Source organism: Yoonia vestfoldensis DSM 16212, from assembly GCF_000382265.1.
GTDB lineage: Bacteria > Pseudomonadota > Alphaproteobacteria > Rhodobacterales > Rhodobacteraceae > Yoonia > Yoonia vestfoldensis.
Genome location: NZ_KB907976.1, coordinates 76,246 through 100,967 on the forward strand (window position 1 = coordinate 76,246; position 24,722 = coordinate 100,967).

The 24,722-nt window shown below is 61.3% G+C and carries 24 protein-coding genes; 6 read left to right on the plus strand and 18 right to left on the minus strand.

Going from position 1 to position 24,722, the window contains the following annotated elements; genetic code table 11:
• Window positions 1–11: 11 nt before the first annotated feature.
• The 7 genes from nusA to pip form a co-directional block, all read right to left on the minus strand.
• Window positions 12–1,616 (minus strand): transcription termination factor NusA, encoded by a 1,605-nt coding sequence (gene nusA, locus H147_RS0105040; RefSeq protein WP_019954261.1) that lies wholly within the window; start codon window positions 1,614–1,616, stop codon window positions 12–14.
• Complete coding sequence (gene rimP / locus H147_RS0105045; RefSeq protein ID WP_019954262.1) at window positions 1,616–2,191, minus strand: ribosome maturation factor RimP; 576 nt, start codon at window positions 2,189–2,191, stop codon at window positions 1,616–1,618. Before rimP ends, nusA begins: the two co-directional genes overlap by 1 nt.
• 180 nt (window positions 2,192–2,371) lie before the next feature.
• Window positions 2,372–3,913 (minus strand): ABC transporter substrate-binding protein, encoded by a 1,542-nt coding sequence (locus tag H147_RS0105050; RefSeq protein WP_026352262.1) that lies wholly within the window; start codon window positions 3,911–3,913, stop codon window positions 2,372–2,374.
• 49 nt (window positions 3,914–3,962) lie between these two features.
• Window positions 3,963–5,624, minus strand: a complete 1,662-nt coding sequence (locus H147_RS0105055; protein ID WP_019954264.1) for an ABC transporter ATP-binding protein — start codon at window positions 5,622–5,624, stop codon at window positions 3,963–3,965.
• A 1-nt stretch (window position 5,625) separates the two neighbouring features.
• Window positions 5,626–6,822: an ABC transporter permease gene (locus tag H147_RS0105060; protein ID WP_019954265.1), complete on the minus strand. Its 1,197-nt coding sequence runs from the start codon at window positions 6,820–6,822 to the stop codon at window positions 5,626–5,628.
• Window positions 6,819–7,811: an ABC transporter permease gene (locus H147_RS0105065; protein WP_019954266.1), complete on the minus strand. Its 993-nt coding sequence runs from the start codon at window positions 7,809–7,811 to the stop codon at window positions 6,819–6,821. Before H147_RS0105065 ends, H147_RS0105060 begins: the two co-directional genes overlap by 4 nt.
• A gap of 58 nt (window positions 7,812–7,869) precedes the next feature.
• Entirely contained in the window at window positions 7,870–8,865 is a 996-nt protein-coding gene (gene pip, locus H147_RS0105070) for a prolyl aminopeptidase (RefSeq protein WP_019954267.1), read from the minus strand.
• A 19-nt stretch (window positions 8,866–8,884) separates the two neighbouring features.
• Between pip and ubiG the strand changes: the two genes are divergently transcribed.
• Complete coding sequence (ubiG, locus tag H147_RS0105075; protein WP_019954268.1) at window positions 8,885–9,670, plus strand: bifunctional 2-polyprenyl-6-hydroxyphenol methylase/3-demethylubiquinol 3-O-methyltransferase UbiG; 786 nt, start codon at window positions 8,885–8,887, stop codon at window positions 9,668–9,670.
• Window positions 9,671–9,719: 49 nt separating this feature from the next.
• Here the strand turns inward: ubiG and H147_RS0105080 are convergent, their stop codons facing one another.
• From H147_RS0105080 to H147_RS0105095, 4 genes are read right to left on the minus strand one after another with little or no spacing between them, the layout of a single operon-like run.
• Window positions 9,720–10,163: a MarR family winged helix-turn-helix transcriptional regulator gene (locus tag H147_RS0105080; RefSeq protein WP_019954269.1), complete on the minus strand. Its 444-nt coding sequence runs from the start codon at window positions 10,161–10,163 to the stop codon at window positions 9,720–9,722.
• A complete protein-coding gene (locus tag H147_RS0105085; RefSeq protein ID WP_019954270.1) occupies window positions 10,163–10,993 on the minus strand; it encodes a carbon-nitrogen hydrolase family protein in 831 nt (276 codons plus the stop codon). Before H147_RS0105085 ends, H147_RS0105080 begins: the two co-directional genes overlap by 1 nt.
• Entirely contained in the window at window positions 10,990–11,247 is a 258-nt protein-coding gene (grxC, locus tag H147_RS0105090) for a glutaredoxin 3 (protein ID WP_019954271.1), read from the minus strand. The genes H147_RS0105085 and grxC overlap by 4 nt, the downstream gene beginning before the upstream one ends.
• A gap of 32 nt (window positions 11,248–11,279) precedes the next feature.
• On the minus strand, window positions 11,280–12,005 hold the full coding sequence (locus H147_RS0105095) for a ComF family protein (RefSeq protein WP_019954272.1): 726 nt from the start codon (window positions 12,003–12,005) through the stop codon (window positions 11,280–11,282).
• A gap of 10 nt (window positions 12,006–12,015) precedes the next feature.
• Here H147_RS0105095 and H147_RS0105100 point away from each other — a divergent pair, with 10 nt between their 5' ends.
• The 5 genes from H147_RS0105100 (at window position 12,016) to dalA (ending at window position 16,474) form a co-directional block, all read left to right on the plus strand.
• Window positions 12,016–12,852 (plus strand): methyltransferase domain-containing protein, encoded by an 837-nt coding sequence (locus tag H147_RS0105100; RefSeq protein WP_019954273.1) that lies wholly within the window; start codon window positions 12,016–12,018, stop codon window positions 12,850–12,852.
• A 52-nt stretch (window positions 12,853–12,904) separates the two neighbouring features.
• Window positions 12,905–13,993 (plus strand): ferrochelatase, encoded by a 1,089-nt coding sequence (hemH, locus tag H147_RS0105105; protein WP_019954274.1) that lies wholly within the window; start codon window positions 12,905–12,907, stop codon window positions 13,991–13,993.
• A 12-nt stretch (window positions 13,994–14,005) separates the two neighbouring features.
• Window positions 14,006–14,290 (plus strand): DUF6522 family protein, encoded by a 285-nt coding sequence (locus tag H147_RS0105110; protein ID WP_019954275.1) that lies wholly within the window; start codon window positions 14,006–14,008, stop codon window positions 14,288–14,290.
• A gap of 532 nt (window positions 14,291–14,822) precedes the next feature.
• Complete coding sequence (locus tag H147_RS19365) at window positions 14,823–15,824, plus strand: serine/threonine protein kinase (RefSeq protein ID WP_245541110.1); 1,002 nt, start codon at window positions 14,823–14,825, stop codon at window positions 15,822–15,824.
• A 110-nt stretch (window positions 15,825–15,934) separates the two neighbouring features.
• On the plus strand, window positions 15,935–16,474 hold the full coding sequence (dalA, locus tag H147_RS0105120) for a divisome-associated lipoprotein DalA (RefSeq protein ID WP_019954277.1): 540 nt from the start codon (window positions 15,935–15,937) through the stop codon (window positions 16,472–16,474).
• Window positions 16,475–16,492: 18 nt separating this feature from the next.
• Here dalA and H147_RS0105125 read toward each other — a convergent pair whose 3' ends face one another.
• The 7 genes from H147_RS0105125 to hslO all read right to left on the minus strand — a co-directional run bounded on the left by H147_RS0105125 (window position 16,493) and on the right by hslO (window position 24,715).
• On the minus strand, window positions 16,493–16,975 hold the full coding sequence (locus H147_RS0105125) for a L,D-transpeptidase family protein (protein ID WP_019954278.1): 483 nt from the start codon (window positions 16,973–16,975) through the stop codon (window positions 16,493–16,495).
• A gap of 107 nt (window positions 16,976–17,082) precedes the next feature.
• Window positions 17,083–18,285: a class I SAM-dependent RNA methyltransferase gene (locus H147_RS0105130; RefSeq protein ID WP_019954279.1), complete on the minus strand. Its 1,203-nt coding sequence runs from the start codon at window positions 18,283–18,285 to the stop codon at window positions 17,083–17,085.
• Window positions 18,286–20,118 carry an ABC transporter ATP-binding protein gene (locus tag H147_RS0105135; protein WP_019954280.1) on the minus strand — a complete coding sequence of 611 codons (1,833 nt, stop codon included), beginning with the start codon at window positions 20,116–20,118 and terminating at the stop codon, window positions 18,286–18,288.
• Window positions 20,115–21,950 carry an ABC transporter ATP-binding protein gene (locus tag H147_RS0105140; protein ID WP_019954281.1) on the minus strand — a complete coding sequence of 612 codons (1,836 nt, stop codon included), beginning with the start codon at window positions 21,948–21,950 and terminating at the stop codon, window positions 20,115–20,117. The genes H147_RS0105135 and H147_RS0105140 overlap by 4 nt, the downstream gene beginning before the upstream one ends.
• A 56-nt stretch (window positions 21,951–22,006) precedes the next feature.
• On the minus strand, window positions 22,007–23,149 hold the full coding sequence (locus H147_RS0105145) for a CCA tRNA nucleotidyltransferase (RefSeq protein WP_019954282.1): 1,143 nt from the start codon (window positions 23,147–23,149) through the stop codon (window positions 22,007–22,009).
• Window positions 23,146–23,730 (minus strand): CoA pyrophosphatase, encoded by a 585-nt coding sequence (locus tag H147_RS0105150; RefSeq protein ID WP_019954283.1) that lies wholly within the window; start codon window positions 23,728–23,730, stop codon window positions 23,146–23,148. Before H147_RS0105150 ends, H147_RS0105145 begins: the two co-directional genes overlap by 4 nt.
• On the minus strand, window positions 23,723–24,715 hold the full coding sequence (gene hslO / locus H147_RS0105155) for an Hsp33 family molecular chaperone HslO (RefSeq protein ID WP_019954284.1): 993 nt from the start codon (window positions 24,713–24,715) through the stop codon (window positions 23,723–23,725). Before hslO ends, H147_RS0105150 begins: the two co-directional genes overlap by 8 nt.
• Window positions 24,716–24,722: the final 7 nt, after the last annotated feature.

Consider the following 24,722-nt stretch of genomic DNA (forward strand, 5'->3'; position numbering starts at 1 on the left):
CGAAGGCCCGATCAGGCCTCCTCTTCTTCGGTTTCGTCGGTGTCGTCTTTGTTCAATTCGTCCGGATCGACCCAGCCCAGCATGACGCGTGCGGTCATGACCATGGTCTGCGCTTCTTCCAGGGACACATCGAACGGTTCCAGCACGCCTTCGTCCTTGACGCGTTCGCCGTTGACGGTGGTCCAGCCACCGGCCAGTTCCCAATCCGCGCAGGTGGCGAAATCTTCAAGCGTCTTGACGCCATCCTTGCCCAGCGCTTCCAGCATCTGGGGTGTCAGGCCCTCGAAATCAATCAGGCTTTGCTCGACACCGGCAGCGAGCGCCGCATCCATCGCCTTTTTCGCCTGCGCATCAAGATAGTCGCGGGCGCGGGCCTGCAATTCGCCTGCTGTGCCTTCGTCGACGCCTTCGATCACCAGCAATTCGTCCTGTTCGACATAGGCGACCTCTTCGAGGTTGGTAAAGCCTTCGGCGACCAGCAGCTGGGCAAAGAATTCATCCAGATCCAGCGTGTCCATGAACAATTTGGTGCGGGATTCAAATTCGGCCTGACGGCGCTTGGATTCTTCTTCCTCGGTCAGGATGTCGATGTCGAGACCGGTCAGCTGGCTGGCAAGACGCACGTTCTGGCCGCGGCGGCCGATGGCCAGTGAAAGCTGTTCATCGGGCACCACGACTTCGATCTTGCCGGCTTCTTCGTCGAGCACGACCTTGGTCACCTCGGCAGGCTGAAGCGCGTTCACAAGGAAGGTCGGCATGTCCTCGTTCCACGGAATGATGTCGATCTTTTCGCCCTGCAATTCGTTCACGACGGCCTGCACACGGCTGCCGCGCATCCCGACGCAAGCGCCAACAGGGTCGATCGAGCTGTCATAGCTGATGACCGCGATCTTGGCGCGCGAACCGGGGTCACGGGCGACGGCCTTGATCTCGATGACGCCTTCGTAGATTTCCGGCACTTCCATCTTGAACAGTTCAGCCATGAATTCAGGCGCTGTCCGCGACAGGAAAATCTGCGGCCCGCGCTGTTCGCGGCGGACTTCCTTGATGTAGCAACGGATACGGTCGTTGGGGCGGTACGCCTCGCGGCCGATCTTTTCGTTGCGACGCAGCACAGCCTCGCCCGACCCAACGTCAACGATGACGTTGCCGTATTCCTCGCGCTTGACCAGCGCGTTGATGATCGTGCCGGCGCGATTCTTGAATTCTTCGTATTGCTTGTCACGCTCGGCTTCGCGGACCTTTTGCAGGATCACCTGCTTGGCCGATTGCGCGGCGATCCGGCCCAACTCAACGGGGGGCACTTCTTCGCTGTATTCCTGACCGATCTGGGGGTCGGTCATGTAATCCTTGGCCTGAGCCACGGTGAATTCTGCCTGATAGTTTTCGACCGCGTCATCGGCCACAACCGTGCGCACGCGGGTGAATGTCGCGCGGCCCGTCTTGCGGTCGATGGACACGCGAATGTCCATTTCCGCGCCGTAACGCGACTTGGCCGCACGGGCGAGCGATTCTTCCATCGCCTCGACCACCAGACCGGGTTCGATGTTCTTTTCGCGGGCCACGGCCTCTGCGGTTTGCAGAAGCTCGAGCTGGTTTGCGGACGTATAGGCCATCAGGTGTTCTCCTCGCCATCGATGATGGTTTCAATTTCGTCAAATTGGGTTTCGTCGATCTGGCCCGCATCCTTGCGCCCACGCAGCACATCGCGGATCAGGTCATCTGTCAGCACAAGTTTGGCGTCTGACAGCCAGTCGAATTTCAGGCCGATCGTGCCTTCGTCGATGGTGATCAGCACCTCGTCACCATCGGTGCCGGCCAGTTCACCCTTGAACCGGCGGCGGCCGTCGATCAGTTCCTCGGTCTCGACCTTGGCTTCAAAGCCTTGCCACTGCTCGAAATCCTTGAGCCGTGTCAGCGGACGGTCGATGCCGGGGCTGGACACTTCCAGCGTGTATACATCGACGATCGGGTCCTCGACATCCAGAACGGCACTGATGGCGGTGGAAATCTTTGCGCATTCATCCACCTCGATGGTGCCATCGGGGCGCTGCACCATGATTTGCAGGGTGCTTTCCTTGCCAGTCATCAGCCGGACGCGCACGACCTCGAACCCCATGTCCTCGACGACGGGGGTGACGATCTCTGCGATCCTGCGGTCGATGGCCGCCTTGGCGATCAGGTCATTCATGGGTTTGTCCCAAGCATAAAAAAACGGGCGCGCGGCCCGTTGATGTTTCCCGGTGGAGCCTTGGGGGTGGAAGCCAAGGCGCCGCTATTGAGGGTGATATAGGCGGTGTTGCACGGGACTGCAAGCGCAATGCAAAACGCCCCGCCGGTGAGAGCGGGGCGTTCAAGGCGGTGCGGGCGGTTACGCCAGCGACCAGCGTTCCAGCATGCGGTTGTTGTCCATCTGCGCGGTATTGCCGACGACGTCGGGTGTGACGACCCGGCTGCTGATGGCCTGCACGAAATTCGCAAACATCGGGATGATCACGCCGCCATCGTCACGCAGGATCTGCTGCATTTCGTAATACTGCTCGCGCCGCTTGTCGGTGTCGAGTTCGGCGCGCGCGGAATACAGCAGTTCCTGGAAACGTGCATTGTCCCACTGGCTGTCGTTCCACGGCACGCCTGTTTCGTAGGCAGAAGAGAACATCCAGTCTTCGGTCGACCGGCCTGTCCAGTAAGACGCCGAGAACGGCTTGACCAGCCAGACGTTCGACCAATAGCCGTCCGCAGGTTCCTGGATCACGTTGATGTTGATCCCGGCAGGGGCGGCGGAGGCCTGATACAGCTGGGCCGCATCAACCGCACCTTCGAACGCTGCGTTCGATGCCGACAGGTCGATGTTCAGGCTGTCGAGACCCGCCTGCTGGAGGTGGAACTTCGCGCGGTCGGGATCGTATTCCAGCTGTTCCATCTCGGCATGGTAATACTGGTTTGCGGGGCCGATCGGGCTGTCGTTGCCAACCTTGCCGTGACCCAGCAGGATCTTGTCGACCATGTCCTGACGGTCGACACCGTATTTCAGCGCGCGGCGCACGTTCACGTCGTTGAACGGTGCAGTCTGGGTCAGCATCGGGAATGTGTAATGCTGGTTGCCCGTCACCTCCTGAATGCTGACATTCGGGTTGGCGCGCAACAGCGGCTCCAGCCGGAAATCGATCCGGTTCACGGCGTCGATCTGGCCGGTCAACAGCGCGTTCATCCGCGCGGTGTTGTCGTTGATGGCGATCAGTTCGACCTCGTCAAAGAAACCGGCGCTGTCACCCTTGTAGTGGTCGGCGACGCGACGGCCGACAAACCGCACACCCGGATCGAAAGCGACGACTTCGTAAAGGCCCGTGCCGATGCCTTGTGCGATGGCTTCTTCAATCTGGCCTGCGGGATACATCAGCAGGTGATAATCCGACAGCAGATAGGGGAAGTCGGCATTGCCCGCTTCCAGCGTGAACTGGACCTGATGGTCGGTGATCTTGCGCATCTCGGTGATCGCGGCGACCAGCGGTTGCGCTGCGGATTTCGACCCTTCGGCCACGTGCAGTTGCAGTGATTCGATCACGTCATCCGCACCGAACGCCTTGCCATTATGGAAGGTCACACCTTGCCGGAGGTTGAAGGTCCAGACCTTTGCGTCGGGGCTGGCTTCCCAGCTTGTCGCCAACTCGCCTTGGAGCGATCCGTCAGCGGCCACTTCGGTCAGAGCATCGAAAACACCGCCGAGGGCAGCCGAAATCATGAAGACGTCCGAATGTGTCCGGCCGTCCCAGCTGTCGGATGTGTTCGCGCCGCTCAGGCCTGCGGTGAACTTGCCACCCCGGCTTTGCGCGCGCAGCGGCATCCCCGACAACCCGAGCACGCCAGCGGCGACACCCGTTTTCAGCAATCCGCGTCTGCTAATTCCACTCATATCGACTTCTCCCTGTTATGCCGTGTCGGCCCGTCGGACCACGATTCGCTTAGATTTTATTAACGGCTGCATCGCCGATATTATCAACACCCCGTTCCGCCAGCAGATTGCTGAGCCAGTCAGGGTCCATTTCCGGCACCGACGACAACAAAAGGTCGGTGTAGGCGTGATGCGGCGGACTGAACATTTCGGCCTTGGGCCCTTGTTCCACGACACGCCCGTCCTTCATGACGACGACTTCGTCCGCGATGGCCCGCACCGTCGCCAGATCATGCGTGATGAACATATAGGACAGGGACAGCTCGTCCTGCAACCTAGCCAAAAGCCGCAGGATCCCTTCGGCGACAAGTTGATCCAGTGCAGACGTGACTTCGTCGCAGATGATGAAACGCGGCTCGGCAGCGAGGGCGCGCGCGATCCCGATGCGTTGTTTCTGCCCGCCCGACAGTTCGGATGTCAGGCGGTTGTAATATTCCGCAGGGTCCAGTTCGATCTGTTCGAGCAAGGCATCGACGCGCTGGCGTTTCGCCTTGCCGGTCAGACCAAGGTAGAATTGCACAGGCCGCGCGATGATCTGGCCGATCGACATACGCGGGTTCAGCGCGGTATCGGCCATCTGATAAATCATCTGCACCTGCCGCAGCTGGCCCTTGCTGCGCTTGCGGTAGTCGGCGGGCAGAACCTTGCCGTCAAACAGGATCTGCCCCGATGTCGGCGGCAAAAGCCCCGTGATACACCGCGCGGCGGTCGATTTGCCGGACCCGCTTTCGCCGACGACGGCGACGGTGCGGCCTGCGTGGATATCAAAACTCACGTCATGCAGCACCGGCACCTTGCCATAGGAAGCGTCCACGTTCTGCATGCTGACCACGGGCACGGCACCCGTTTGCACGGCGGGTTTCGCAGGCCGCTCAAAGCTGCGCACAGCCCAAAGCGATTTGGTGTAATCCTGTGTCGGCGCGTCCAGCATGGTGCGGGTATCGGCGGTCTCAACCTCTTCTCCGCGCAGCAGCACCTTGATCCGGTCCGCCATCTGCGCGACGACCGCCAGATCATGGGTGATGTAGATCGCGGCGGTGTTGTATTGCGCGACAATATCGCGGATCGCCGACAGCACCTCGATCTGGGTGGTGACGTCCAGCGCGGTGGTCGGTTCGTCAAAGATGATCAGGTCAGGGCGGCAGGACATCGCCATCGCGGTCATCGCGCGCTGCAACTGCCCGCCCGACACCTGATGCGGATAGCGAAAGCCGATTTCCTCGGGGTTGGGCAGGCGCAGCTTGCGATAAAGCGCGATGCCATCCTCGGCGCTGTCCTTGCGACCGGCGATGCCGTGCTGCACCGGCCCTTCGACATGCTGGTCGATCAGGCGGTGGGCGGGGTTGAAACTGGCCGCTGCCGATTGCGCGACATAGGCGATGCGCTTGCCCAACAGGTCACGCTTGACCGCAGCAGAGGCTGTCAGCAGGTCGATCCCGTCGAATTCGACGCTGCCGCCGCTGATCCGCACGCCGTCGCGGGTATAGCCCATCGCGGCCAGCCCCAGCGTGGATTTGCCTGCACCTGATTCCCCGATCAGCCCCAGCACCTGCCCGCGTTGCAGGGTCAGGTTCACGCCCTTGATGATGGGGATCCAGGTTTCATCTGTGCGGCCGTCGATCCGGATATCGCGGATCTTGACCAGTGGCGTGGTGTCGGGGGCTTGGGTCATGTCAGTCCTTCAGCCCCGAGGAACGGTGCAGCATCCAGTCTACGACAAAATTCACCGCCACGGCCAGAAGCGCGATCGCGCCCGCAGCCAGCAGCGGCGGCGTTGCCACCATCGGCGCGAATTGCGCGAAATTCACGAACCCGCCCAGATCGCGCACCATCGTTCCCCAGTCAGCCAAAGGCGGCTGGATGCCCACCCCAAGGAAAGACAGCGACGCGATGGTCAGGAACACGAAACAGAACCGCAGCCCGAATTCGGCCAGCAAGGGCGAGGTCGCATTGGGCAGGATTTCCCGGAACATCAGATAGCCCAGACCTTCGCCGCGCAGCTTGGCGGCCTCGATATAATCCATCACCACGATATTCTGCCCGACCGCGCGTGCCAGCCGGTAAACGCGGGTGCTGTCGATCACGGCAATGATCAGGATCATGAAATAGGTCTGCGGGATACCAAGACGCGGCGCCCAGACGCTGGCGATGGTCATCAACAGCAGCGCGAAAATCAGCGACGGGATTGCCATCAGCACATCGACGATCCGCGACAGCAGCTGGTCGAGCCAGCCGCCCAAAGTCGCCGCCAGAAAGCCCATGCTGCCGCCCAGCAAGAACGCGATCACCGTGGTGACAAAGGCGATGCCCACGGTGTTCTGCGCGCCATAGATCAGCCTGCTCAGGATATCGCGGCCGATCTGGTCGGTGCCCAGCGGAAAATCGGGGTTGCCGCCCAGCGCAATGTCGCCCCCCGGCATGATATTCGCGGGCACGCCACGAATGATCTCGGCCTGCCCGTAAGGGGCAAGAAAAGACGCGAAGACCGCCACAAACACATAGATCAGGATCATCATGATCCCGAAAGCCGCGGTCAGCGGCATGGACCGGAAAAGCCGTTTGGTCTGTTTCGTCCCGACGCTGCGCCCCAGCAGGCGGAACAGCCATGCGGCGATGGAAAAGATGATAAAGCCTTCAACCGCGATGCGCAGGAAAAAGAACTTGTTGGCGACTGCCGGATCGGCGCTGCGCCCTTGCGTATAGGCCCATACCAGCCACATCAATGCGGCCACTGCCAGCACGTAGCCGTAGGCAACCCCGAACGGCATGTCCCGGAAATACGGCGCACGGCCGGTCGCCGTTTGTCCCGCGACCCGGAAACCCCAGGCCAAGGCCGCAAAACCCAACAATGCAGCGGCGAACCAGATCATTTCGGATGCCTCAGCCGCGGGTTGGACAGGATCGACATGATATCCGCCGTCAGATTCAGCAGAATATAGGCGGCGGCAAAGATCAGGCAGCAGGCCTGCACGACCGGAATGTCACGGAACTTCACGCTGTCCACGAACAACTGCCCGATGCCGGGATAGACGAACACGACCTCGACCACGACGACACCGGTGATCAGATAGGCCAGATTGATCGCCACGACGTTGATGATCGGCGCCAGCGCATTGGGCAGCGCATGGCGCACGATTACCCGCAAGGGCGACATGCCTTTCAGGCGCGCCATCTCGATATAGGGGGACGACAGCAGGTTGATGATCGCCGCCCGCGTCATCCGCATCATATGCGCGGTCACCACCAGCGTCAGCGTCAGCGCGGGCAGCAGCGTCTTTTCAAGCCGTTCGCTGAACGACATATCCGCAAATATATTGGACACCGCAGGCAGGATCGGGTTCAGCACCGCCAGAAACAAGATGAGGACATAGGCCAGAAAGAATTCGGGGCTGGAGATGGACGACAGCGTGAAGATATTGGTCGCACGGTCAAAGATGGAATTGCGGTAAAGGGCGGCCAGCACGCCCAGCACGATGGCGAAAGGCACCGCGATGGCGGCGCTGACAGCGGCCAGAAACATCGTATTTGCAAAACGCGGGGCGATCTGTTGCGCGACACTGCCCGCCCCGGATTCGGAACCCGTGAAATTCGCAAAGCTCGCCTGCGCAAAGCTGGACCCGAAATCACCCTGCAACGCGCCGCCAAGCCAGGTGAAATAGCGGCTGACCATCGGCTGATCCAGCCCGAGATCACGCCGGATCGATGCGACCGCTTCGGGGGTGGCACCCTGCCCAAGGATGGATTGCGCGAAATCCCCCGGCAGCAGGTTCACTGCGACGAAAATGACGCCGGACACAACGAGTAGCGTAAGAAAACCAAGCGCAAGCCGTTGCAAGATAATCGTCAGGACATTGCCCAAACCAGACGTTCTCCGTTCATTTCAGGCGACTGTAACGGCTGAACCGAATCTGTAAAGGTTAAAGCCCGAGCATGGCCCGCTGCGCCCCAAGGCTGTCCATGCTGCGGACAAGCTCTGCACTGATGCCGGGTTCGGACAGGGCATGGCCAGCGCGCCCGATCATCACAAGCCGCGACTTGGGCCAGGCCTGCGCCAGTTGATAGGCAGACACGGGCGGGCAGATCATGTCATAGCGCCCTTGGACGATGATGCCGGGAATGCCCGCAATCCGCGCCATTTGCGACGGATGCAGGATCTGCTGATCCGCCGACAAAAACCCCGCATGGTGGAAATAATGGTTTTCCAGCCGGGCAAAGGCGCGGGCGTAATCGGCCGGGCTTTCGCCGGTCAACCCGTCGCTGTCCATCGCCGCCAGCGCGTTTTCCCAGGACGCCCAGGCGCGGGCATAGCGGGTTTCAAGCGGCAGATCGCCCGAAAACAGCCGCCGGTGATAGGCGGAGATCAGATCGCCCTTTTCATCCTCGGGGATCATGCCAGCGAACCGCGCCCAGAGATCGGGCCAGAATTTCCCCGCACCACCGCCATAGAACCAGTCGAGTTCAGGTTGGGTCATCAGGAAAACACCGCGCAGGGTCAGCGCCGCGACACGATCGGGATGCGCCTGCGCATAGATCAGCGCCAGCGTCGCGCCCCATGATCCGCCGAAGATGATCCAGCGGTCGATGTTTAAGGTCTGCCGGATCTGTTCGATATCCGCCACCAGGTGCCATGTCGTATTCGCCGTCACACTGGCATGGGGCCGCGACTTGCCGCAGCCGCGCTGGTCGAACAGCACAACGCGGAACACCGCCGGATCGAAATAGCGGCGCATCGCCGGGCTGCATCCGCCACCCGGGCCGCCGTGCAGCACGACGACGGGAATACCATTGGGATTGCCGCATTGTTCGACATAAAGCCGGTGCCCGTCGCCCACATCCAGAACCCGCTGATCAAAGGGATCAACGGGGGGATAAAGGTGGGCACCCTGGCGCTTTTGTCCTACGACTTTGTCCATAGGCACCCTATATCGCGGAATGAAACAAGAAACCATGACCGCCGTAAGCATCGGAGCCAAGAAAATGTCCGCAACCAACACCGTCGACCCGTCCGAAATCGCCAAGTTCGAGGCGATGGCCGCCGAATGGTGGGACCTGAACGGCAAATTCAAGCCGTTGCACATGATGAACCCCGTCCGGCTCGATTACATCACGCGCCAGATTGCCGCAGAATTCGGCCGCGATCTGCAGGGGCCTACGCCTTTTGCCGGGCTGCGGTTGCTGGATATCGGCTGCGGCGGGGGTTTGCTGTGCGAACCCATGGCACGGCTCGGCGCAACGGTTGTGGGCGCCGATGCGGCCGAGCGGAATATCCCCGTCGCGCAGGTCCATGCCGCACAATCGGGGCTGGAGATCGACTATCGCCACACCACCGCCGAGGCGATGGCCGCGGCCGGCGAACAATTCGATGTCGTGCTGAACATGGAGGTCGTGGAACATGTGGCCGACCCCTTGGGCTATCTGACGGCCTGTCAGCAATTGCTGAAACCGGGCGGTTTGCACATCTGCTCGACGATCAACCGCAACCCCAAATCATTCGCCATGGCGATCGTCGGGGCGGAATGGGTGATACGCTGGTTGCCCAAGGGCACCCATGAATGGGCAAAGTTCATCACGCCCGACGAATTGTTCGCTTTGCTGGACAAAGCCGGGCTGACGCCGGTGGACCGCAAGGGGTTCGTGTTCAATCCGCTGCGGTTTACTTGGGCGATCAGTGACCGGGACCTGTCGGTGAACTATGTGACTGCCGCGACGAAAGAATAAGGACTTTCTGGCCTCCGGCGGGGATATTCAGGCTCGAACGATGGGGGGCCTAGTCGATCTGACCCAGTTTGAGCCGCATTTCGCGCAGAACCGGCAGAGCGATGCGGACTTTTTCCTCGCCTACTTTGGCCACTGCCTCGGCGATCACGGGGGCGATGGCGGCGATGGCGGCGTCGCGGGCGGACAGGCCCGCCGGGCTGATCGACACCATCTTGCGGCGCGCATCATCCCAGTCGGGGCGGATATGCACCCAGCCTGCCCATTGCAGTTTGTGCAGCGTGTTCGTCATCGCGCCGCGTGTCAGATGGAAGGTCTTGGCCAGTTGCGCGGGCGAGCGTTCGGCACCGGCATGCGCCAGATGGTTCAGCACGGAAAAATGCGACAATTCCATGCCTTTGGGCAGCACCTTGGCCACGGACGCGCGCGCAAGCTGATCCACGGCGAGGATTTCGCTGAATAGCGAAACGGCAAGGCTGGTGGCGCTGTCAGGCATCAGGGACCTTCGAAAGAGCGATCATGGGTCAGCGCCGGAATGCGCTGCCGTGACTTTGCCACTTCCGCTAGGTCAAGATCAACAATCGCTGTGCCGGTATCGGTTCCCATATCCACCAGAACCTCGCCCCAGGGCGAAATCGCCATGCTGTGCCCGTGCGTTTGGCGCGGTTTGCCTTGGCCGATCGGGTGTGTGCCTGTTTGCGCGGCGGCCAGCACATAGCAGCCTGTTTCGATGGCGCGCGCACGCAGGAGGGGTTCCCAATGGGCGGCTCCGGTCACGGGCGAAAAGGCGGCGGGCACCAGCAGGATGTGTGCGCCCGCCTGTGCCAGTGCGCGGTGCAGATAGGCGAAACGGATGTCATAGCAGATCGTCAGGCCGATCCGCGCGAAAGGCGTGTGCGCAACGACCGCGCTGTTTCCAGGGCGAAACCCCGCCGATTCGCGGAAGGTTTCGGTGGCAGATACATCCACATCGAACATGTGGATCTTGTCGTAACGCGCGACGATGGCGCCGTCCGGTCCGATCAGAAAGGACCGGTTGGCAAAGCGTCCGTCGTCACCTTCGGTCTTGAGCGCGAGCGACCCGATCGACAGCCAGATACCCAGATCGCGCGCGGTGGCGCGCAATCCGGCCAGCGTGCTGTCGTCACTTTCGGATTGCAGAACCGCCCGCTGGTGCGCCCTGTCCTGCGACACGCAATTCGTGACTTCGGGCGTCAGAATAAACTCTGCACCCTGTGCCGCCGCCTGAATGATCAGGTCGCGCGTTGTGGCAAGGTTGACGACGGGATCGTCGCCAGAGCAAAGCTGGACCAGCCCCGCTTTCATGCCGACAGCAGGGCGTCGAGCTTGCCTTGCCGGTCCAGCGCCATCAGGTCATCGCAGCCGCCCAGGTGTTTACCGCCGATGAAGATTTGCGGCACGGTGCTGCCGCCTTTGGCGCGCTGGATCATCTCGGCCCGTTTTTCGGGCTGCGCGGTGATGTTCACCTCGGTAAAGGTGACGCCCTTTGCGGTCAGCACCCGTTTGGCCATGTGGCAATAGCCGCAGGTGGGTTTGGTATAGATTTCGACGTTTTGCATGACAGCTCTCCTTTGGCTGTGTCACGCATGATTTAGGCATCCTTGACGACGCGTGCCAGTGTTATCGTCGAAACCCGTGTTGCACCGCCTTGCAAAAGTGCCTCGGTGCAGGCGGCCAGTGTCGCGCCGGAGGTCATCACGTCATCCACCAGCAATACGGGTTTGCCCGCGATCTGCGCCTTTTGCCGGGGGTTCGCGGTGATCTGGCCTGTCAGCGCGGCGAAGCGCGCGTCGCGGCTGTGCCCTTCCAAGGGGGCGGTCTTGCGCGGGCGGAGCAGCGCATCGACACAGACGGGGCGTTGCAGGTCGCGGGCGATGACCTGTGCCAGCAGCCCTGCCTGATTATAGCGCCGCCGCAGCAGGCGGGACCAATGCAGGGGCACCGGCACGACCACAGTGTCAGGATGGATCAGCGCCCGCGCAAGCCGCGCCATCCACAGGCCCGCAGGTTGCGCCAGATCGGTGCGGTCGCCGTGTTTCAGCCCCAGCACCAGTTTGCGCCCGATGCCGGTGTAGACCAGCGCCGCACGTCCACGCTCCCAAGGGCGCGCAATCACCATGCAATCGTCGCATTGCAGGCGCTGGCCATCGCTATCGCCGGGCAAGGGGGTGCCGCAGGTGTCGCAGATCGTGCCGTCGATGAACTGGGTGTCGCGCCAGCAGGTGCCGCAGAGGCCGTTTTCAGCCTCTGTCTGGGTTTCACATGCGACGCATTGCGCCGGATAGATCGCCCTGATCACGCTTTGCATCCGCATCATTGCACCCTACATGGGCGACATGACCATGCCGCACCCTCTTGTTGACCGGACCGCCTTGCAGCGGCATCGCGCCCGCGCGTTGCCGGATCATCTGTTCCTGCACCAGATCATCGCCGATGAACTGCATGAAAGACTGATCGAGGTTAACAGGACGTTTACGTCGATGGCGATTGTCACCGGGTTCCCCGATTTCTGGCGTGTGCGCTATCCGCAGGCCGTGATCGTGCCGGACGATGACACGCTGGCGCTGACGCCCGGTGCACATGATCTGGTGCTGCATGTGATGGGGCTGCATTGGGCGAATGACCCAGTCGGGCAGTTGGTGCAATGCCGTCATGCCTTGCAACCGGACGGGTTGTTGCTGGCGGCCTGTCTTGGCGGGCAGACGCTGCATGAATTGCGCACCGCCCTGGCCGAGGCGGAAGCAGCGGTCACGGGTGGCCTGTCGCCACGTGTCGCCCCGATGGGCGAAATCCGCGATCTGGGGGCCTTGCTGCAACGCGCTGGACTGGCGCTGCCGGTGGCGGACGGGGCCAAGACCACCGTCAGCTATGCCAACATGTTCCACCTGATGCACGACCTGCGCAAGATGGGCGAAACAAATGCGCTGACACAGCGTTTACGGTCAATGACGCGGCGCAAGGTGCTGACGCAAGCCTCCAGCATTTATGCGCAGCATTACCGCAATGCCGCCAACCGTGTGGATGCGACGTTCGAGATCATCATGCTGACAGGCTGGGCCCCCGCCGATACCCAACCGCAACCCCTGCGCCCCGGCAGCGCAAAAAACAGGCTGGCGGATGCGCTGGGCGCGAAAGAAATGCCGCTTGAAAGGTCCAAGGATTGATTTGGCGCGTATACTATTTAACTGCCGCTGAAATGACGATAACCAAAGGGTCATGACCATGTTCGACGCCCATTCCTCCGCTGACACGGAACGCCCTGCGACCTGTCCTGTCCACGCAGGCAAGGACCACCCCGCGATCAAACCCGCGCGGGTCGGTATTCTTGTTGCCAACCTCGGCACGCCGGATGCGACGGATTACTGGTCGATGCGGCGCTATCTGAACGAATTTCTGTCCGACAAGCGGGTGATCGACTATTCCGCATGGCTCTGGCAGCCGCTTTTGCAGCTTGTGATCCTGACCAAGCGGCCGTTCTCATCGGGCGCTGCCTATAAATCCATCTGGAACGAAGAGGCGAACGAAAGCCCCCTGATGACGATCACCAAGGCGCAGACGGCAGCGATCAAGCAACAGATGGTAGACCGGTACGGCGACGACGTGCGCGTCGATTTCTGCATGCGTTACGGCAACCCGTCCACCAAATCCAAAGTCCGCGAGATGGTCGAGGCAGGCTGCACCAAGATCCTGTTCTTCCCGCTTTATCCGCATTACGCCGGTGCGACATCGGCAACCGCCAACGACCAGTTCTTTCGCGCCCTGATGGATGAAAAATGGCAGCCGATCGCACGGGTGGTAGAACCCTATTTCGCGGAACCCGCCTATATCGAGGCGCTCGCGCAATCCATCGAAAAGGCCTATGCCGAGGCAGAGACCAAGCCCGAGATGCTGATCTGTTCCTATCACGGCGTGCCGGAACGCTACCTGCGCGAGGGCGATCCTTATCATTGCCAGTGCCAGAAAACGACGCGCCTGCTGAAAGAACGGCTGGGCTGGGACAACACCCAGATCAAGACGACGTTCCAGTCGCGCTTTGGCCCTGAAGAATGGCTGAAACCCTACACCGTGAAAGAAGTCGCGCGGCTGGCCGAAGAGGATGGCATCAAGCATATCGCCGTCTGCGCGCCCGCGTTTTCCGCCGATTGCATCGAAACGCTGGAAGAGATCAACGAAGAGATCAAGGAAAGCTTTGAAGAAGCCGGTGGCGAGCATTTCACCTATATTCCCTGCCTCAACGACGATGCCGCGCATATTGACGCGCTCTGTGGTGTGATCGACAAGAACCTAAAGGGCTGGCTTGATTGAAAAGGACCCAAGGTGAAATTGCGCAGGACCGAACACGGGCTGACTGTGGACGCTGCCGACCTTGGACCCTTGCTGGGACTTTCACCCGCCGACGTGCCCGTCCTGATGAGGGCGGGTGACATCACCAGCCAATCCGAAACCGGCATAGGTGAAGACGAGGGCAAGATCAGGCTGACGTTCTGGTATGACGGGCAGCGCGTGCGCCTTGTCTGCGATACCGAAGGCAATGTGCTGACGACAAGTCGCGTACCCGTCCGCCGAAATGCGCGGTCTTCGCTTGCTGTTGATGTTTCGTGACGCAGCAATATTTCATCTGAGCGCCACATTTTGAAATTGTCTGCACAGGTCGCCTTCAGGCGTAGCATGAGCAGGATGCAGCAATCCTTTGCAAATATACTAAAAACGTGCTCTTGTCGCGTCGGGCCAAAGCTGCCGTTGGGTGGATGGACATGAAGATTTCGGATTGGTGCCCAAAAGACAACATATTGTAAGGTTATGATGTTTGCGTTGGTTGTGTATAAGGGCGCGTCATGTGCGACGCGATATTTGGTGAATTATGAATGCTGCGGCGCCTTCTGGCAATGATGCAGCTCGGCCGGAACGTACGGAGGCTCTTGTCCGGGGAACGACACTCCTCGGTGATCAATTTACGATCTTGAGACCGCTCAGCAACGGTGGGTTTGGCATCACGTATCTGGCCCAGGATAATTACCTGGAACGGAAAGTTGTGATAAAGGAATGTTTTCCGGAGGTTTTTTGCTGCCGGGAAGGTAAGCGTGTGCTTGTCCGGTCGCATACGCATTTTGAAAAATATCGCGCGATCGTGGAAATGTTCATGCGCGAGGCGCGCAGCATCGCCAAGATGCGGCACCCCAATATTGTGGGCGTGCATCGGATCTTTGAGGACAACGACACCGCCTACATGGTGCTGGACCTGATCGACGGTCGCGACCTGCTTTACGTCATCAACAATGAACGCGACGACCTGTCGCCCGACCAGGTCAAGGATATCCTGATCAAGGTGCTCGATGCGGTCGATCTGGTGCATGCACAGGATCTTTTGCATCGCGACATTTCGCCCGACAACATCCTTCTGGATAAATGGGGCAGCCCCGTGCTAATCGATTTCGGCGCCGCCCGCGAAGAAGCAAGCCGCGAGACCCGCGCGCTGTCGACCGTGCTGATCGTGAAGGACGGCTATTCGCCGCAGGAATTCTATTTTGCGGGGGGCAAGCAGTCGCCGTCGAGCGACCTTTATGCGCTGGCGGCCACGTTCTATCACGTGATCAGCGGCGAAGCGCCGCCGAACAGCCAGACACGGATGCAGGAATTCGCCAGCCGGAACCCTGATCCGTGCCAACCGCTTGCGGGCCGCTTCGACGCCTATGAACCCGAATTTCTGGCCGCGATCGACAAGGCGATGAAGATCCTGCCCAAGGACCGGATTCAGACCGCACGCGCCTGGGCCGATATCATCGCGCCTTTGCGGACAGCCAAGGTCGCGCGCAAGACCAAGCCGCCCAAGGAACTGGGTCAGACGCTGACAAAGCTGGTGAGCGAAACCAACAACTATGTGTTGAACTCCGAACCGCGCGAGCCGCGTCCCGTCGTGTCGCAGCCGGTGTCAGAACCGCGAAAGCCGCCGGAATGGATCAACGAATTCAACGCTGAAACCTCTGAGGCGCGCGAGGGTGCGTCGCGTCAACGGATCAGGCAGCAACAACTTGCTGAAGAGGCCGCGCGCCAGCAGGTCGCTGTGCCGACACCGCCAAGCGGTTTTTCCGCTGTGTTCAGCCGGTTCGTCCAGCGATTTGCCGGATCACGGCGCTGACAGGGCGGTCATACGGTCGCAGGCGAAGTTCGTCGTCTCACGCTGAAGTGTGTTTGAACTTCCGCATCAATCCCGCTAAACGACGCTGAACCGCAATTAAGAGTATGCCCATGTACAGACGCGCACTGATCCTCGGCCTCGTTACCGCTGGCGTGTCGGCTTGCGTCGGTGGCCCGAACCGGGCGTTGGGTCCTGACGGGTTGCCCTTGCCGACGGCCTATATCATCGCGCCCGGCGAAGAAGCGGCTGTCAAATTCCGGATGCTGGACAGCGTGAACGCATTGCGTCAGGCAGCGCGCGTCGGTCCGGTCGCACTTGATCCCCAACTGAATGCCGCTGCTGCGACGCATGCGCGCGACATGTCGATACAGAACCGGCCTTGGCTGTTCGGTGCCGACGGATCCAGCCCGGTCCAGCGCGCCCGCCGCGCAGGTTTCACCGGCAGGTTTCTGGGCGAGACGATTTCAGAATCATACGAATCCGAACTGGCCACACTGACCGCCTGGATGAACGACGAGCGTACGCGCGCCGTTATCATGGACCCGAACGCACAGCTGATGGGATTTTCGTGGTTTCAGGAACCGGCAGGGAAACTTTGGTGGACGCTGAACATGGGGACAGCGCCCGGCTTTGCAAGCGGATTATCCTGATCAAACGGAACTGACCCGTCAGGCGTAGATGAAGATCTTCGTACCAACGCGGACCATGGAATAAACCTCTTCCATTTCCGTATTCGTCACAGCGATGCAGCCCCAGGTCCAGTCGGGCACGCCAACCCATTGGGTCGGGGTCCCATGAATAAAGATGTCACCGCCGGGTTTGACACCCATTGCACGTGCACGCGCCACATCGTCAGCATTCGGATAGGAAATGCCGATCGAAAGATGAAAGCGGCTATTGGGGTTCTGACGGTCGATCAGATACGCGCCCTCGGGCGTGCGCCCGTCGCCTTCCTGTTGTTTGTGGTCCTTGGGGTCGAACCCAAGATCGATACGGTACTGCCGCAACAGGCTGTTGTTGTGCAACAGTTGCATCGTGCGCTGCTCTTTGAACACCTGAATACGGGTCACGTCCGGCCCGAAATACGTCGGAACTTCTGGTGCTGTCGATGAGGAGCATCCAGCGGCGCCTGCTGCGGCGCCGATCATCATTGTACGTCTTGTTATCATGTCACTGCCCAAAACTGCGGTCTGCGCCGCCTGTTTTCATGATTAGGGTAAAGATTCCGCTTAACCTAGCAGCATTTATGTCGCAGGGTTCATTTTCGTGTGAACGGTGACACGATTTCCACATGTGGCGACCAACGGAATTGATCGACGACCTGCACCCACGGCATCGCGAAACCAGCGTCGATCAGAACCTTCGCATCCCGCGCGAACGTCACCGGATTGCAGGACACCATAGCGATTGTCTTGATGTCGGACCTTGCCAGCGCCTCGATCTGCGCCTCGGCCCCTGCGCGGGGCGGGTCGATGACGACGGCGTCATATTTCGCGAATTCATCGGGTTCGAGCGGGCGGCGGAACAGGTCGCGCGTCTCCGTCGTGACCTTGCGCAGGTTGCGGCCGGCGCGCCAACCACGGTCAAGCGCTGTCAGCATGGCGGATTCTGATTCCACCGCGTGCAGCTCGGCCCGCGCGGCCAGCGGCAGGGTGAAGGTGCCGCAGCCTGCGAAAAGATCAACGATGCGGGCCGCGCCTTGCGTGATCTCGTCCACGGCGGCGAGCAAGGCCGTCTCGCCCGCCTTGGTCGCTTGCAGGAACGCACCGGGGGGCGGTGTCACCTTGGTGCCGCCGAAATCCTGATCGGGCGGGTTGATCGTGACGACAGGTTCGTCGTTCCACACCAGCCGCGACAGCCCGTGTGCATTGGCCAGCGCCGCCAAGGTCACGCGCAGATCAGGCGTCAGGTCCTTGTCGGTGCCGACCAGCACATCCGCGCCCAGCGCCGTTTCAGTGACGGTCAGATCAGCCTCGCCCTTGCGCGACGCGGCGAGCAGCGTCAGTTCCTGAAGCGCGGGCATGGTCGCCAGCAACGCAGGCGTAACCAGCTGACAATCCGGCACGTCGATCAGCGTATGCGATGCCTTGCCGTGAAAGCCGACCAGCGCGCCCTTTTTGGTGCGTCGCCCTGCAAACTTGGCCCTGCGGCGCGACTGCACCGGCGATGTGGCGATGGCGCGAAACGCGGGGTGCAGCCCGTGGGCCGCTAGCGCACGCGCGACAATGTCCTGTTTCCAGCCGGCCACAAATTCATCGCTGGCATGTTGCATGGCACAGCCGCCGCAGCTTTTGAAATGGCGGCACGGCGCTGCAACGCGGTCCGGCGATGGCGTGACGATCCGCACGGTCCCGTCCTGGGCCACGTCGATTTCCTCGCCCGGCAGCACGCGCGGGATCAGCGACCGCCCGTCAGAGGCGCGGCCAAGCCCCAGATGGGTCAGGCTTTCGATTGTCAGCATTTATTCCGCAGCATCCTGCACATTGATGAAACCACCCGACTGCCGGTTCCAATAGCGGGCATAAAGCCCGGCCTTGGCCAGCAATTCGTCATGGGTGCCTTGTTCCACAATACGCCCGCCGTCAAGCACGACGATCCGGTCCATCGCCGCCAAGGTCGACAGGCGGTGCGCGATAGCGATGACGGTCTTGCCCTCCATGATGATGTCGAGCGAGTCCTGAATGGCCGCCTCGACCTCGGAATCGAGCGCGCTGGTCGCTTCGTCCAGCACAAGGATCGGCGCGTCTTTCAGGATGGCGCGGGCGATCGCGATGCGCTGGCGCTGGCCGCCGGACAGTTTCACGCCCCGTTCGCCCAAGTGGGAATCGTACCCCTTGCGCCCTTTGAAATCGCGCAGGCCTTGGATGAATCCATGCGCCTCGGCCTTGATCGCCGCCGCCTCGACCTCTTGCTGCGTGGCATCGGGTTTGCCATAGCGGATATTGTCGCGGGCGGACCGGTTGAACATCGCCGTTTCCTGCGTGACCATCGCGATCTGGCGGCGCAGGCTTTCCTGCGTCACGTCGCGGATATCATGGCCGTCGATCAGGACCTGCCCCTCTTCGGTATCGTAAAGCCGCAGTAGGAGGGCGACGAGCGTGGATTTCCCCGCCCCTGACGCGCCCACGATCCCCAGCTTTTCACCCGAAGCAATCGACAGGCTGACATGGTCAAGACCCCCCGGCCCGCCGCCATAGCTGAACGTCACGGCGCGCAATTCGATCGCGCCGCCCTGCGGTGTCAGCTCGACCGCGTTTGGCGCATCGGTCAGCTGGTGTGCAGGCGACAGGGTTTGCATCGCATCCTCGATCTCGCCCACATTGGCGTAGATGCCCATCAGCGTGAAACTGACCCAGCCTGTCATCTGCGCAAGCCGCAGCGAAATAGCCCCCGCAGCCGCGATATCACCTGCTGTCGCCGCGCCGACAGACCAGAAATAAAGTGTCGTGCCGACCAGCAACACGGGCAGAAGCCCGCCCAGCCCCATCAGCCAGAACCGGAAGGACGTGGACAGCCAGCCGAAATGCACGGCAGACCCCCAATAGGTCTCCATCGCATCGGTGGCGGCGCGGTCTTCATGGGCGTCATGGGCAAACAGCTTGACCGTCTTGATGTTGGTGATCGTATCGACGACCTGCCCCGTCACCATCGCCCGTTTGGCGGCGCGCGCCTGCGACCGTATGCGGATTCGCGGCATGTAGAACGTGATCAGCCAGATATAGCCCAGCACCCATACCGCCAGCACACCCGCCGTGCGGTAATCGATCGTCAGCAGCAGCACGACCGACCCCACAAGCGAGGCGAGCGCATAGGCGACGGTCTGGATCATATCGACCACGAAATCTGTCGTCGCCCGTGCGCCTTGCATCTGTTTCTGCGCGATCCGCCCTGCGAAATCGTTGTCGAAGAACGTGACCGACTGGCCCAGCGAATGGCGGTGCAGCCGCGACAGCACGAGGTTGTTTAGCGCAGGCCCGAGAACAACGCCTTGGAACATCCCCGACAAGCCAAGAATGATCGGGCGCAGAAGCACGAAGAACGCGCCGACACCAATCAGAAGCCACAGGTTCGTGCTGAAATAGGATTGCTTATCACTGGTCACCGCAGCATCGATGACCCAGCCCAACATCAGCGCGGTCGCGACCTCCAGCAAACCCGCCAGCGCCGACACGAACGCGCCAAGGCCGATCACGGGCAAAGCGCCACCCAGACACCAGCGCAGGAACGCCATCAGCGTCTGCGGCGGCGGACCTTCGGCGCGCTCGAAAGGGTCTATCCAGCGTTCAGGTTTCAAGATGCATCCTGCCCCAGAAACCCACCCGATTGCCGCGCCCAGAACCGCGCATATTGCCCGCCCTGCGCCAGCAGCGCGTCATGCGTGCCATCCTCGATGATGCGGCCTTGGTCCATGACGATGATCCTGTCCATCTGCGCGATTGTCGAAAGGCGGTGCGCAATCGCGATCACCGTCTTGCCGGCCATCATGCCGTACAGGGTTTGCTGAATGGCGGCCTCTACCTCGCTATCTAGCGCACTGGTCGCTTCGTCCAACAGCAAGATTGGTGCATCCTTCAACATTACGCGTGCAAGGGCGATCCGCTGCCGTTGTCCACCCGACAGCTTGACGCCCCGTTCGCCAACGCGCGCGGCATAGCCACGGTTCCCTTCGCTATCTTCCAGCCCGAGGATGAAATCATGCGCCTCGGCCTGTTTTGCGGCGGCGATCATCTGGTCCTCGGTCGCGCCCGGATTGCCGTAAAGGATGTTTTCCCGCACCGACCGATGCAGTAGCGACGAATCCTGCTGTACCATCCCGATGGCGCGGCGCAGGCTGTCCTGCGTGACATTCGCGATGTTCTGCCCGTCGATGGCGATGCTGCCGTGTTCGATGTCATAGAACCGCAACAGCAGCTTGACCAAAGTGGATTTTCCCGCGCCCGACTGGCCCACAAGCCCGACCTTTTCGCCCGGATTGATGTGCAAAGTGATCCGGTCCAGCCCGCCCTTTTCGCGCCCGTAATGATGCGACAGGTCGTTGAGGGTCACCGCCCCCGCCGTCACGCGCAGGTCATCGCGCGAGCGGTCCAGCAGGGTGATCGGCTGCGCGATGGTCTGCATCCCTTCGGACACGACGCCGAGTTCGCGGAAGAAGTTGCTGATCGCCCACATGATCCAGCCCGACATCGCATTGAGCCGCAGCGTCAGCGATGTCGCCACTGCAACCACACCCAGCGTTGCCAAGCCCCCGCCCCACAGCCAGATCGCCCAGCCGACGACGCCCACGATCAACAGACCGTTCAGCAGCATCAGCACCACATCCATCAGCGTATAAAGCCGCATTTCATGCTGGAACGTGCGGCGCGCGTTTTCGATCGCTTCTTTCGCATAGGCGATTTCGCTGTCGTGATGCGCAAACATCTTGACCGAATGGATATTGGTATAGCTGTCCACGACACGGCCCGTGACCACGCTGCGCGCGTTCGACGATGCCTCGGACGCGGGACCGATCCGGCGAACGACCCAACGCAGCAGGAACAGATACGGGATCAGCCAGACCATCAGGGGCAGGATCAGCCGCATATCGGCATCACCCAAAAGGATGATCGCCCCGATGATATAGGCGATGGCAAAGGTGATCGCGTCGAACAGCTGGAACACGACCTCGCCCACGGCGGGCGGTGTCTGCATGATCCGGTTGGCGATGCGGCCCGCGAAATCATCCTCGAACCAGCCGACGGACTGGCGCAGCACATGGCGATGCGCGCGCCAGCGGACCAAGGTGCCGAAATTGGGCAGGATCGTGTTGTTCAGCAGCATCACCTGCAACACATGCACCGCAGGCCGCAGCGTCAGGATGAACAGTGCGACTAGGATCAGTTCGGTGCCACTTTGCGCCCAAACCTTGGACGGGGTGCCGCTTTGCAGGATGTCGATCAGCCGGCCCAGATAGGAGATCAGCCAGATTTCCACCGCCGCCACGGTGACCGACAGCGCCCCTGTCACCCAGAAAACCGCACGGAACGGTTCTGCATAGGCGCGCAGGAACGGATAAAGCCGCTTTGGCGGCGTGTCGGTCTCCTGATACGGGGTATAGGGATCGACCAGTTCTTCGAAAAACCGGAACATGATTTCAGCCTTGGGATGTAGACGTCCCTGATACAGATGTTTCCGCGAAAGGAAAACTACCCGCGCAACTGCCGGAGCAAATCTGCCTTTGTCAGCGCGAAACCAGAAGCGATCCAGACTGCCTCGGCCTTTTTCAACGCTTGCCCCAAGGCTGGCCCGTGCAGGTCAGGCATCAGGTCAGCCGCTTGCAGGGGAAAGGTCTGGCTGGCTGCGAATTGCGCGTTTTTGGCCATGTTAGTGTCTATTTCTTGCCCCAGCACCGCCGCCGCGACCGCCGCTTTGTTGATCGCGGCCTCGGCGCCGTGGCGATAGGCAAGCTCTAGCAAAGGCAGATCTGATCGCATATGTTCAAGCGCCAGCGCATCCCGCTTGGACAACTTCAGCGCGCCCGCAGCATCACCGCCCAGCGCACCCAAACGGCGAACAGCCGATGGCGGCAGGCCTGCCGCGCCTTCGATATGGATCAGAACGGCAAGCGGGGCGGCATCCGCGCCCGGCAGGATCTGCGACAGAACCCCCGTTGCGGCCATTGACGCGACAGCGGGCGCGGGATCGGGGGCGGACAGCAGTTTGAACATCTCTGCCGTGACCCTTTCGCGCGACAAGCTGGCAAGACCGTCGAGATTGGCGGCACAGGCGGCAAGCGCGTCAGGATCAAGATCGTCCGCGCCATAAAAGGCGTGAAACCGGAAGAACCGCAGGATGCGCAGGTAGTCTTCCTTGATGCGCATGTCAGCGTCCTCGATGAACCGAACGCGGCGGGCGACGAGATCAGGCAACCCGCCCAAAGGATCGACGACCACACCGTCAGGTCCGGCATAAAGCGCGTTCATCGTGAAATCGCGCCTGCGGGCATCGTCTGCCATGTCGTCGGCAAAGGCGACGACCGCGCGCCTCCCATCCGTCGCCACATCGCGGCGGAAAGTCGTGACTTCGAACGGAGTATTCTGGGCAATGATAGTGACTGTTCCGTGGTCGATCCCGGTCGGAACGACCTTCAACCCCGCCGCCGTGGCGAGCCGGGTCACGACATCAGGTGTGGCATCCGTCGTCAGGTCCAGATCACTGACAGGCGCGCCTAGCAGCGCGTTGCGCACGCAACCGCCGACGAACCAGGCCTGATGTCCCGAGTTCGTCAGCAAGCGGCACACCTCTTGCGCGGCAGGATCGTTCAACCATGCGCCCGTGACACGCGTCATGACACGCGGTCCGCGAAAGCACGCAAGATACGCGCGGTCGCACCCCAGATGTAATATGGGCCGTAAGGCACGGTATAATACAACCGCTTGCGCCCCCGCCAATGGCGGCCCTCGGTCCGATAATGCGCGGGGTTGGTCAGATAGGCAAAGGGAACCTCGAAGACTTCGGTGACCTCGTTTGCTTCTGGCTTGGCATCGAAGGGGCCATGCACGACTGCCAGAATGGGCGTGACGAGATAGCCCGTCACCGTCTGGTGCGGCGGCAACACGCCCAGCACATCGACCTGATCGGACAGCAGGCCGATTTCCTCGTGCGCTTCGCGCAATGCAGCGGCGGTCAGGGACACGTCGCCCGCATCCTGCTTGCCACCGGCAAAGGCGATCTGGCCCGGGTGATGTTTCAACCGCGCCGACCGTTTGGTCAGGATCACGGTTTCCGTCTCGGCCTTGACGGCGAACAACACCGCCGCAGAGGTCAATTGCACCTGCGGCAGCGTGATGTCCTGATTGAGGTCGAAGTCGCTGGATGCGCGGCCCTCACGGGCGAGCGCGTCCTGTAGGCGCTGATACAGATCAGGCACGCTTATCCTTGGCTTCAAAGCCAAGCGTTTCCGGCGCGAACACGTAATGCGCCCCGCAGAACTGGCAGTCTGCGGTGACTGTGCCTTCGTCCGTGATCATCGTCGCGATGTCCTTGGCCGAATAGATCGACAGGCTTTGCCGCACGCGTTCTTCCGAACAGGTGCAGCCGAAGGTGATGGGCTGGGCATCATAGACACGCGGCCCTTCCTCGTGGAACAGGCGCACCAGCAGGTCGGTCGGCGTGACGCTAGGCCCGATCAGTTCCAGATCATCGACTGTATCCAGCAGCACATTGGCGCGGGTCCAGTTTTCGCCTTCGTCGTCGGACAATAGATCAACCGCTTCGAGCAAGCCCTGCTCGCCCGAACCACCGTCACCCGTGGCAAAAGGCGACGCCTTGGGCATGTGCTGCAGCATCACACCACCGGCACGCCAATGCGCGGCCTCGCCAGGCGTCTGGCTGCGGCCATAGGTCAGCGCGAAACGGGTCGGGATCTGTTCGGATTGCGCGAAATAGGTCTGCGCGCAGGCCGACAGCGACCCGCCCGCCAAGGGCGTGATCCCCTGATAGGGTGCCGTGCCTTCGCCCTGATCGATCAGGATCGCGAAATAGCCGTTGCCGACATGGCTGAACGGTTCGGCATCATGATCCAGCCTGTCGGCGTCATAGGACGCATAGGCACGGATGCGCGCGGGCTGGCCATCATCGGTCGGGCCATAGTAGTCGGTCGCGATCAACCGTGCCGCGCCAGACCCGCGCACCTGCAAGGACAGTTTCCAGCGCAGTTTCATCGTCTGCCCGATCAGCGCGGTCAGCAACGCCATTTCCGCGACCAAGGCTTCGATCACGGGGGGATAGTCATGCTGCTTCAAGACCTGTTCCAGCACGCCATCAAGGCGCGCGACCCGACCGCGGATGTCGGATGCGTCAAGTTGGAACGGCAGGACGGTATCGTCCCAAGCGATTTTGGCGCTGAGGCTCATGGGCTTT

Coding starts and splice junctions, on each gene's coding strand:
- H147_RS19365 (WP_245541110.1), top strand. CDS start 14,823: ATGTTCATGCGCGAGGCGCGCAGCATCGCCAAGATGCGGCACCCCAAT.
- hslO (WP_019954284.1), bottom strand. CDS start 24,715: ATGAGCCTCAGCGCCAAAATCGCTTGGGACGATACCGTCCTGCCGTTC.
- rimP (WP_019954262.1), bottom strand. CDS start 2,191: ATGAATGACCTGATCGCCAAGGCGGCCATCGACCGCAGGATCGCAGAG.
- H147_RS0105095 (WP_019954272.1), bottom strand. CDS start 12,005: ATGATGCGGATGCAAAGCGTGATCAGGGCGATCTATCCGGCGCAATGC.
- hemH (WP_019954274.1), top strand. CDS start 12,905: ATGACCATGTTCGACGCCCATTCCTCCGCTGACACGGAACGCCCTGCG.
- H147_RS0105125 (WP_019954278.1), bottom strand. CDS start 16,975: ATGATGATCGGCGCCGCAGCAGGCGCCGCTGGATGCTCCTCATCGACA.
- H147_RS0105140 (WP_019954281.1), bottom strand. CDS start 21,950: ATGTTCCGGTTTTTCGAAGAACTGGTCGATCCCTATACCCCGTATCAG.
- grxC (WP_019954271.1), bottom strand. CDS start 11,247: ATGCAAAACGTCGAAATCTATACCAAACCCACCTGCGGCTATTGCCAC.
- H147_RS0105055 (WP_019954264.1), bottom strand. CDS start 5,624: ATGACCCAAGCCCCCGACACCACGCCACTGGTCAAGATCCGCGATATC.
- H147_RS0105085 (WP_019954270.1), bottom strand. CDS start 10,993: ATGAAAGCGGGGCTGGTCCAGCTTTGCTCTGGCGACGATCCCGTCGTC.
- H147_RS0105100 (WP_019954273.1), top strand. CDS start 12,016: ATGGGCGACATGACCATGCCGCACCCTCTTGTTGACCGGACCGCCTTG.
- H147_RS0105130 (WP_019954279.1), bottom strand. CDS start 18,285: ATGCTGACAATCGAAAGCCTGACCCATCTGGGGCTTGGCCGCGCCTCT.
- pip (WP_019954267.1), bottom strand. CDS start 8,865: ATGGACAAAGTCGTAGGACAAAAGCGCCAGGGTGCCCACCTTTATCCC.
- nusA (WP_019954261.1), bottom strand. CDS start 1,616: ATGGCCTATACGTCCGCAAACCAGCTCGAGCTTCTGCAAACCGCAGAG.
- H147_RS0105060 (WP_019954265.1), bottom strand. CDS start 6,822: ATGATCTGGTTCGCCGCTGCATTGTTGGGTTTTGCGGCCTTGGCCTGG.
- H147_RS0105050 (WP_026352262.1), bottom strand. CDS start 3,913: ATGAGTGGAATTAGCAGACGCGGATTGCTGAAAACGGGTGTCGCCGCT.
- dalA (WP_019954277.1), top strand. CDS start 15,935: ATGTACAGACGCGCACTGATCCTCGGCCTCGTTACCGCTGGCGTGTCG.
- H147_RS0105080 (WP_019954269.1), bottom strand. CDS start 10,163: ATGCCTGACAGCGCCACCAGCCTTGCCGTTTCGCTATTCAGCGAAATC.
- H147_RS0105145 (WP_019954282.1), bottom strand. CDS start 23,149: ATGACGCGTGTCACGGGCGCATGGTTGAACGATCCTGCCGCGCAAGAG.
- ubiG (WP_019954268.1), top strand. CDS start 8,885: ATGAAACAAGAAACCATGACCGCCGTAAGCATCGGAGCCAAGAAAATG.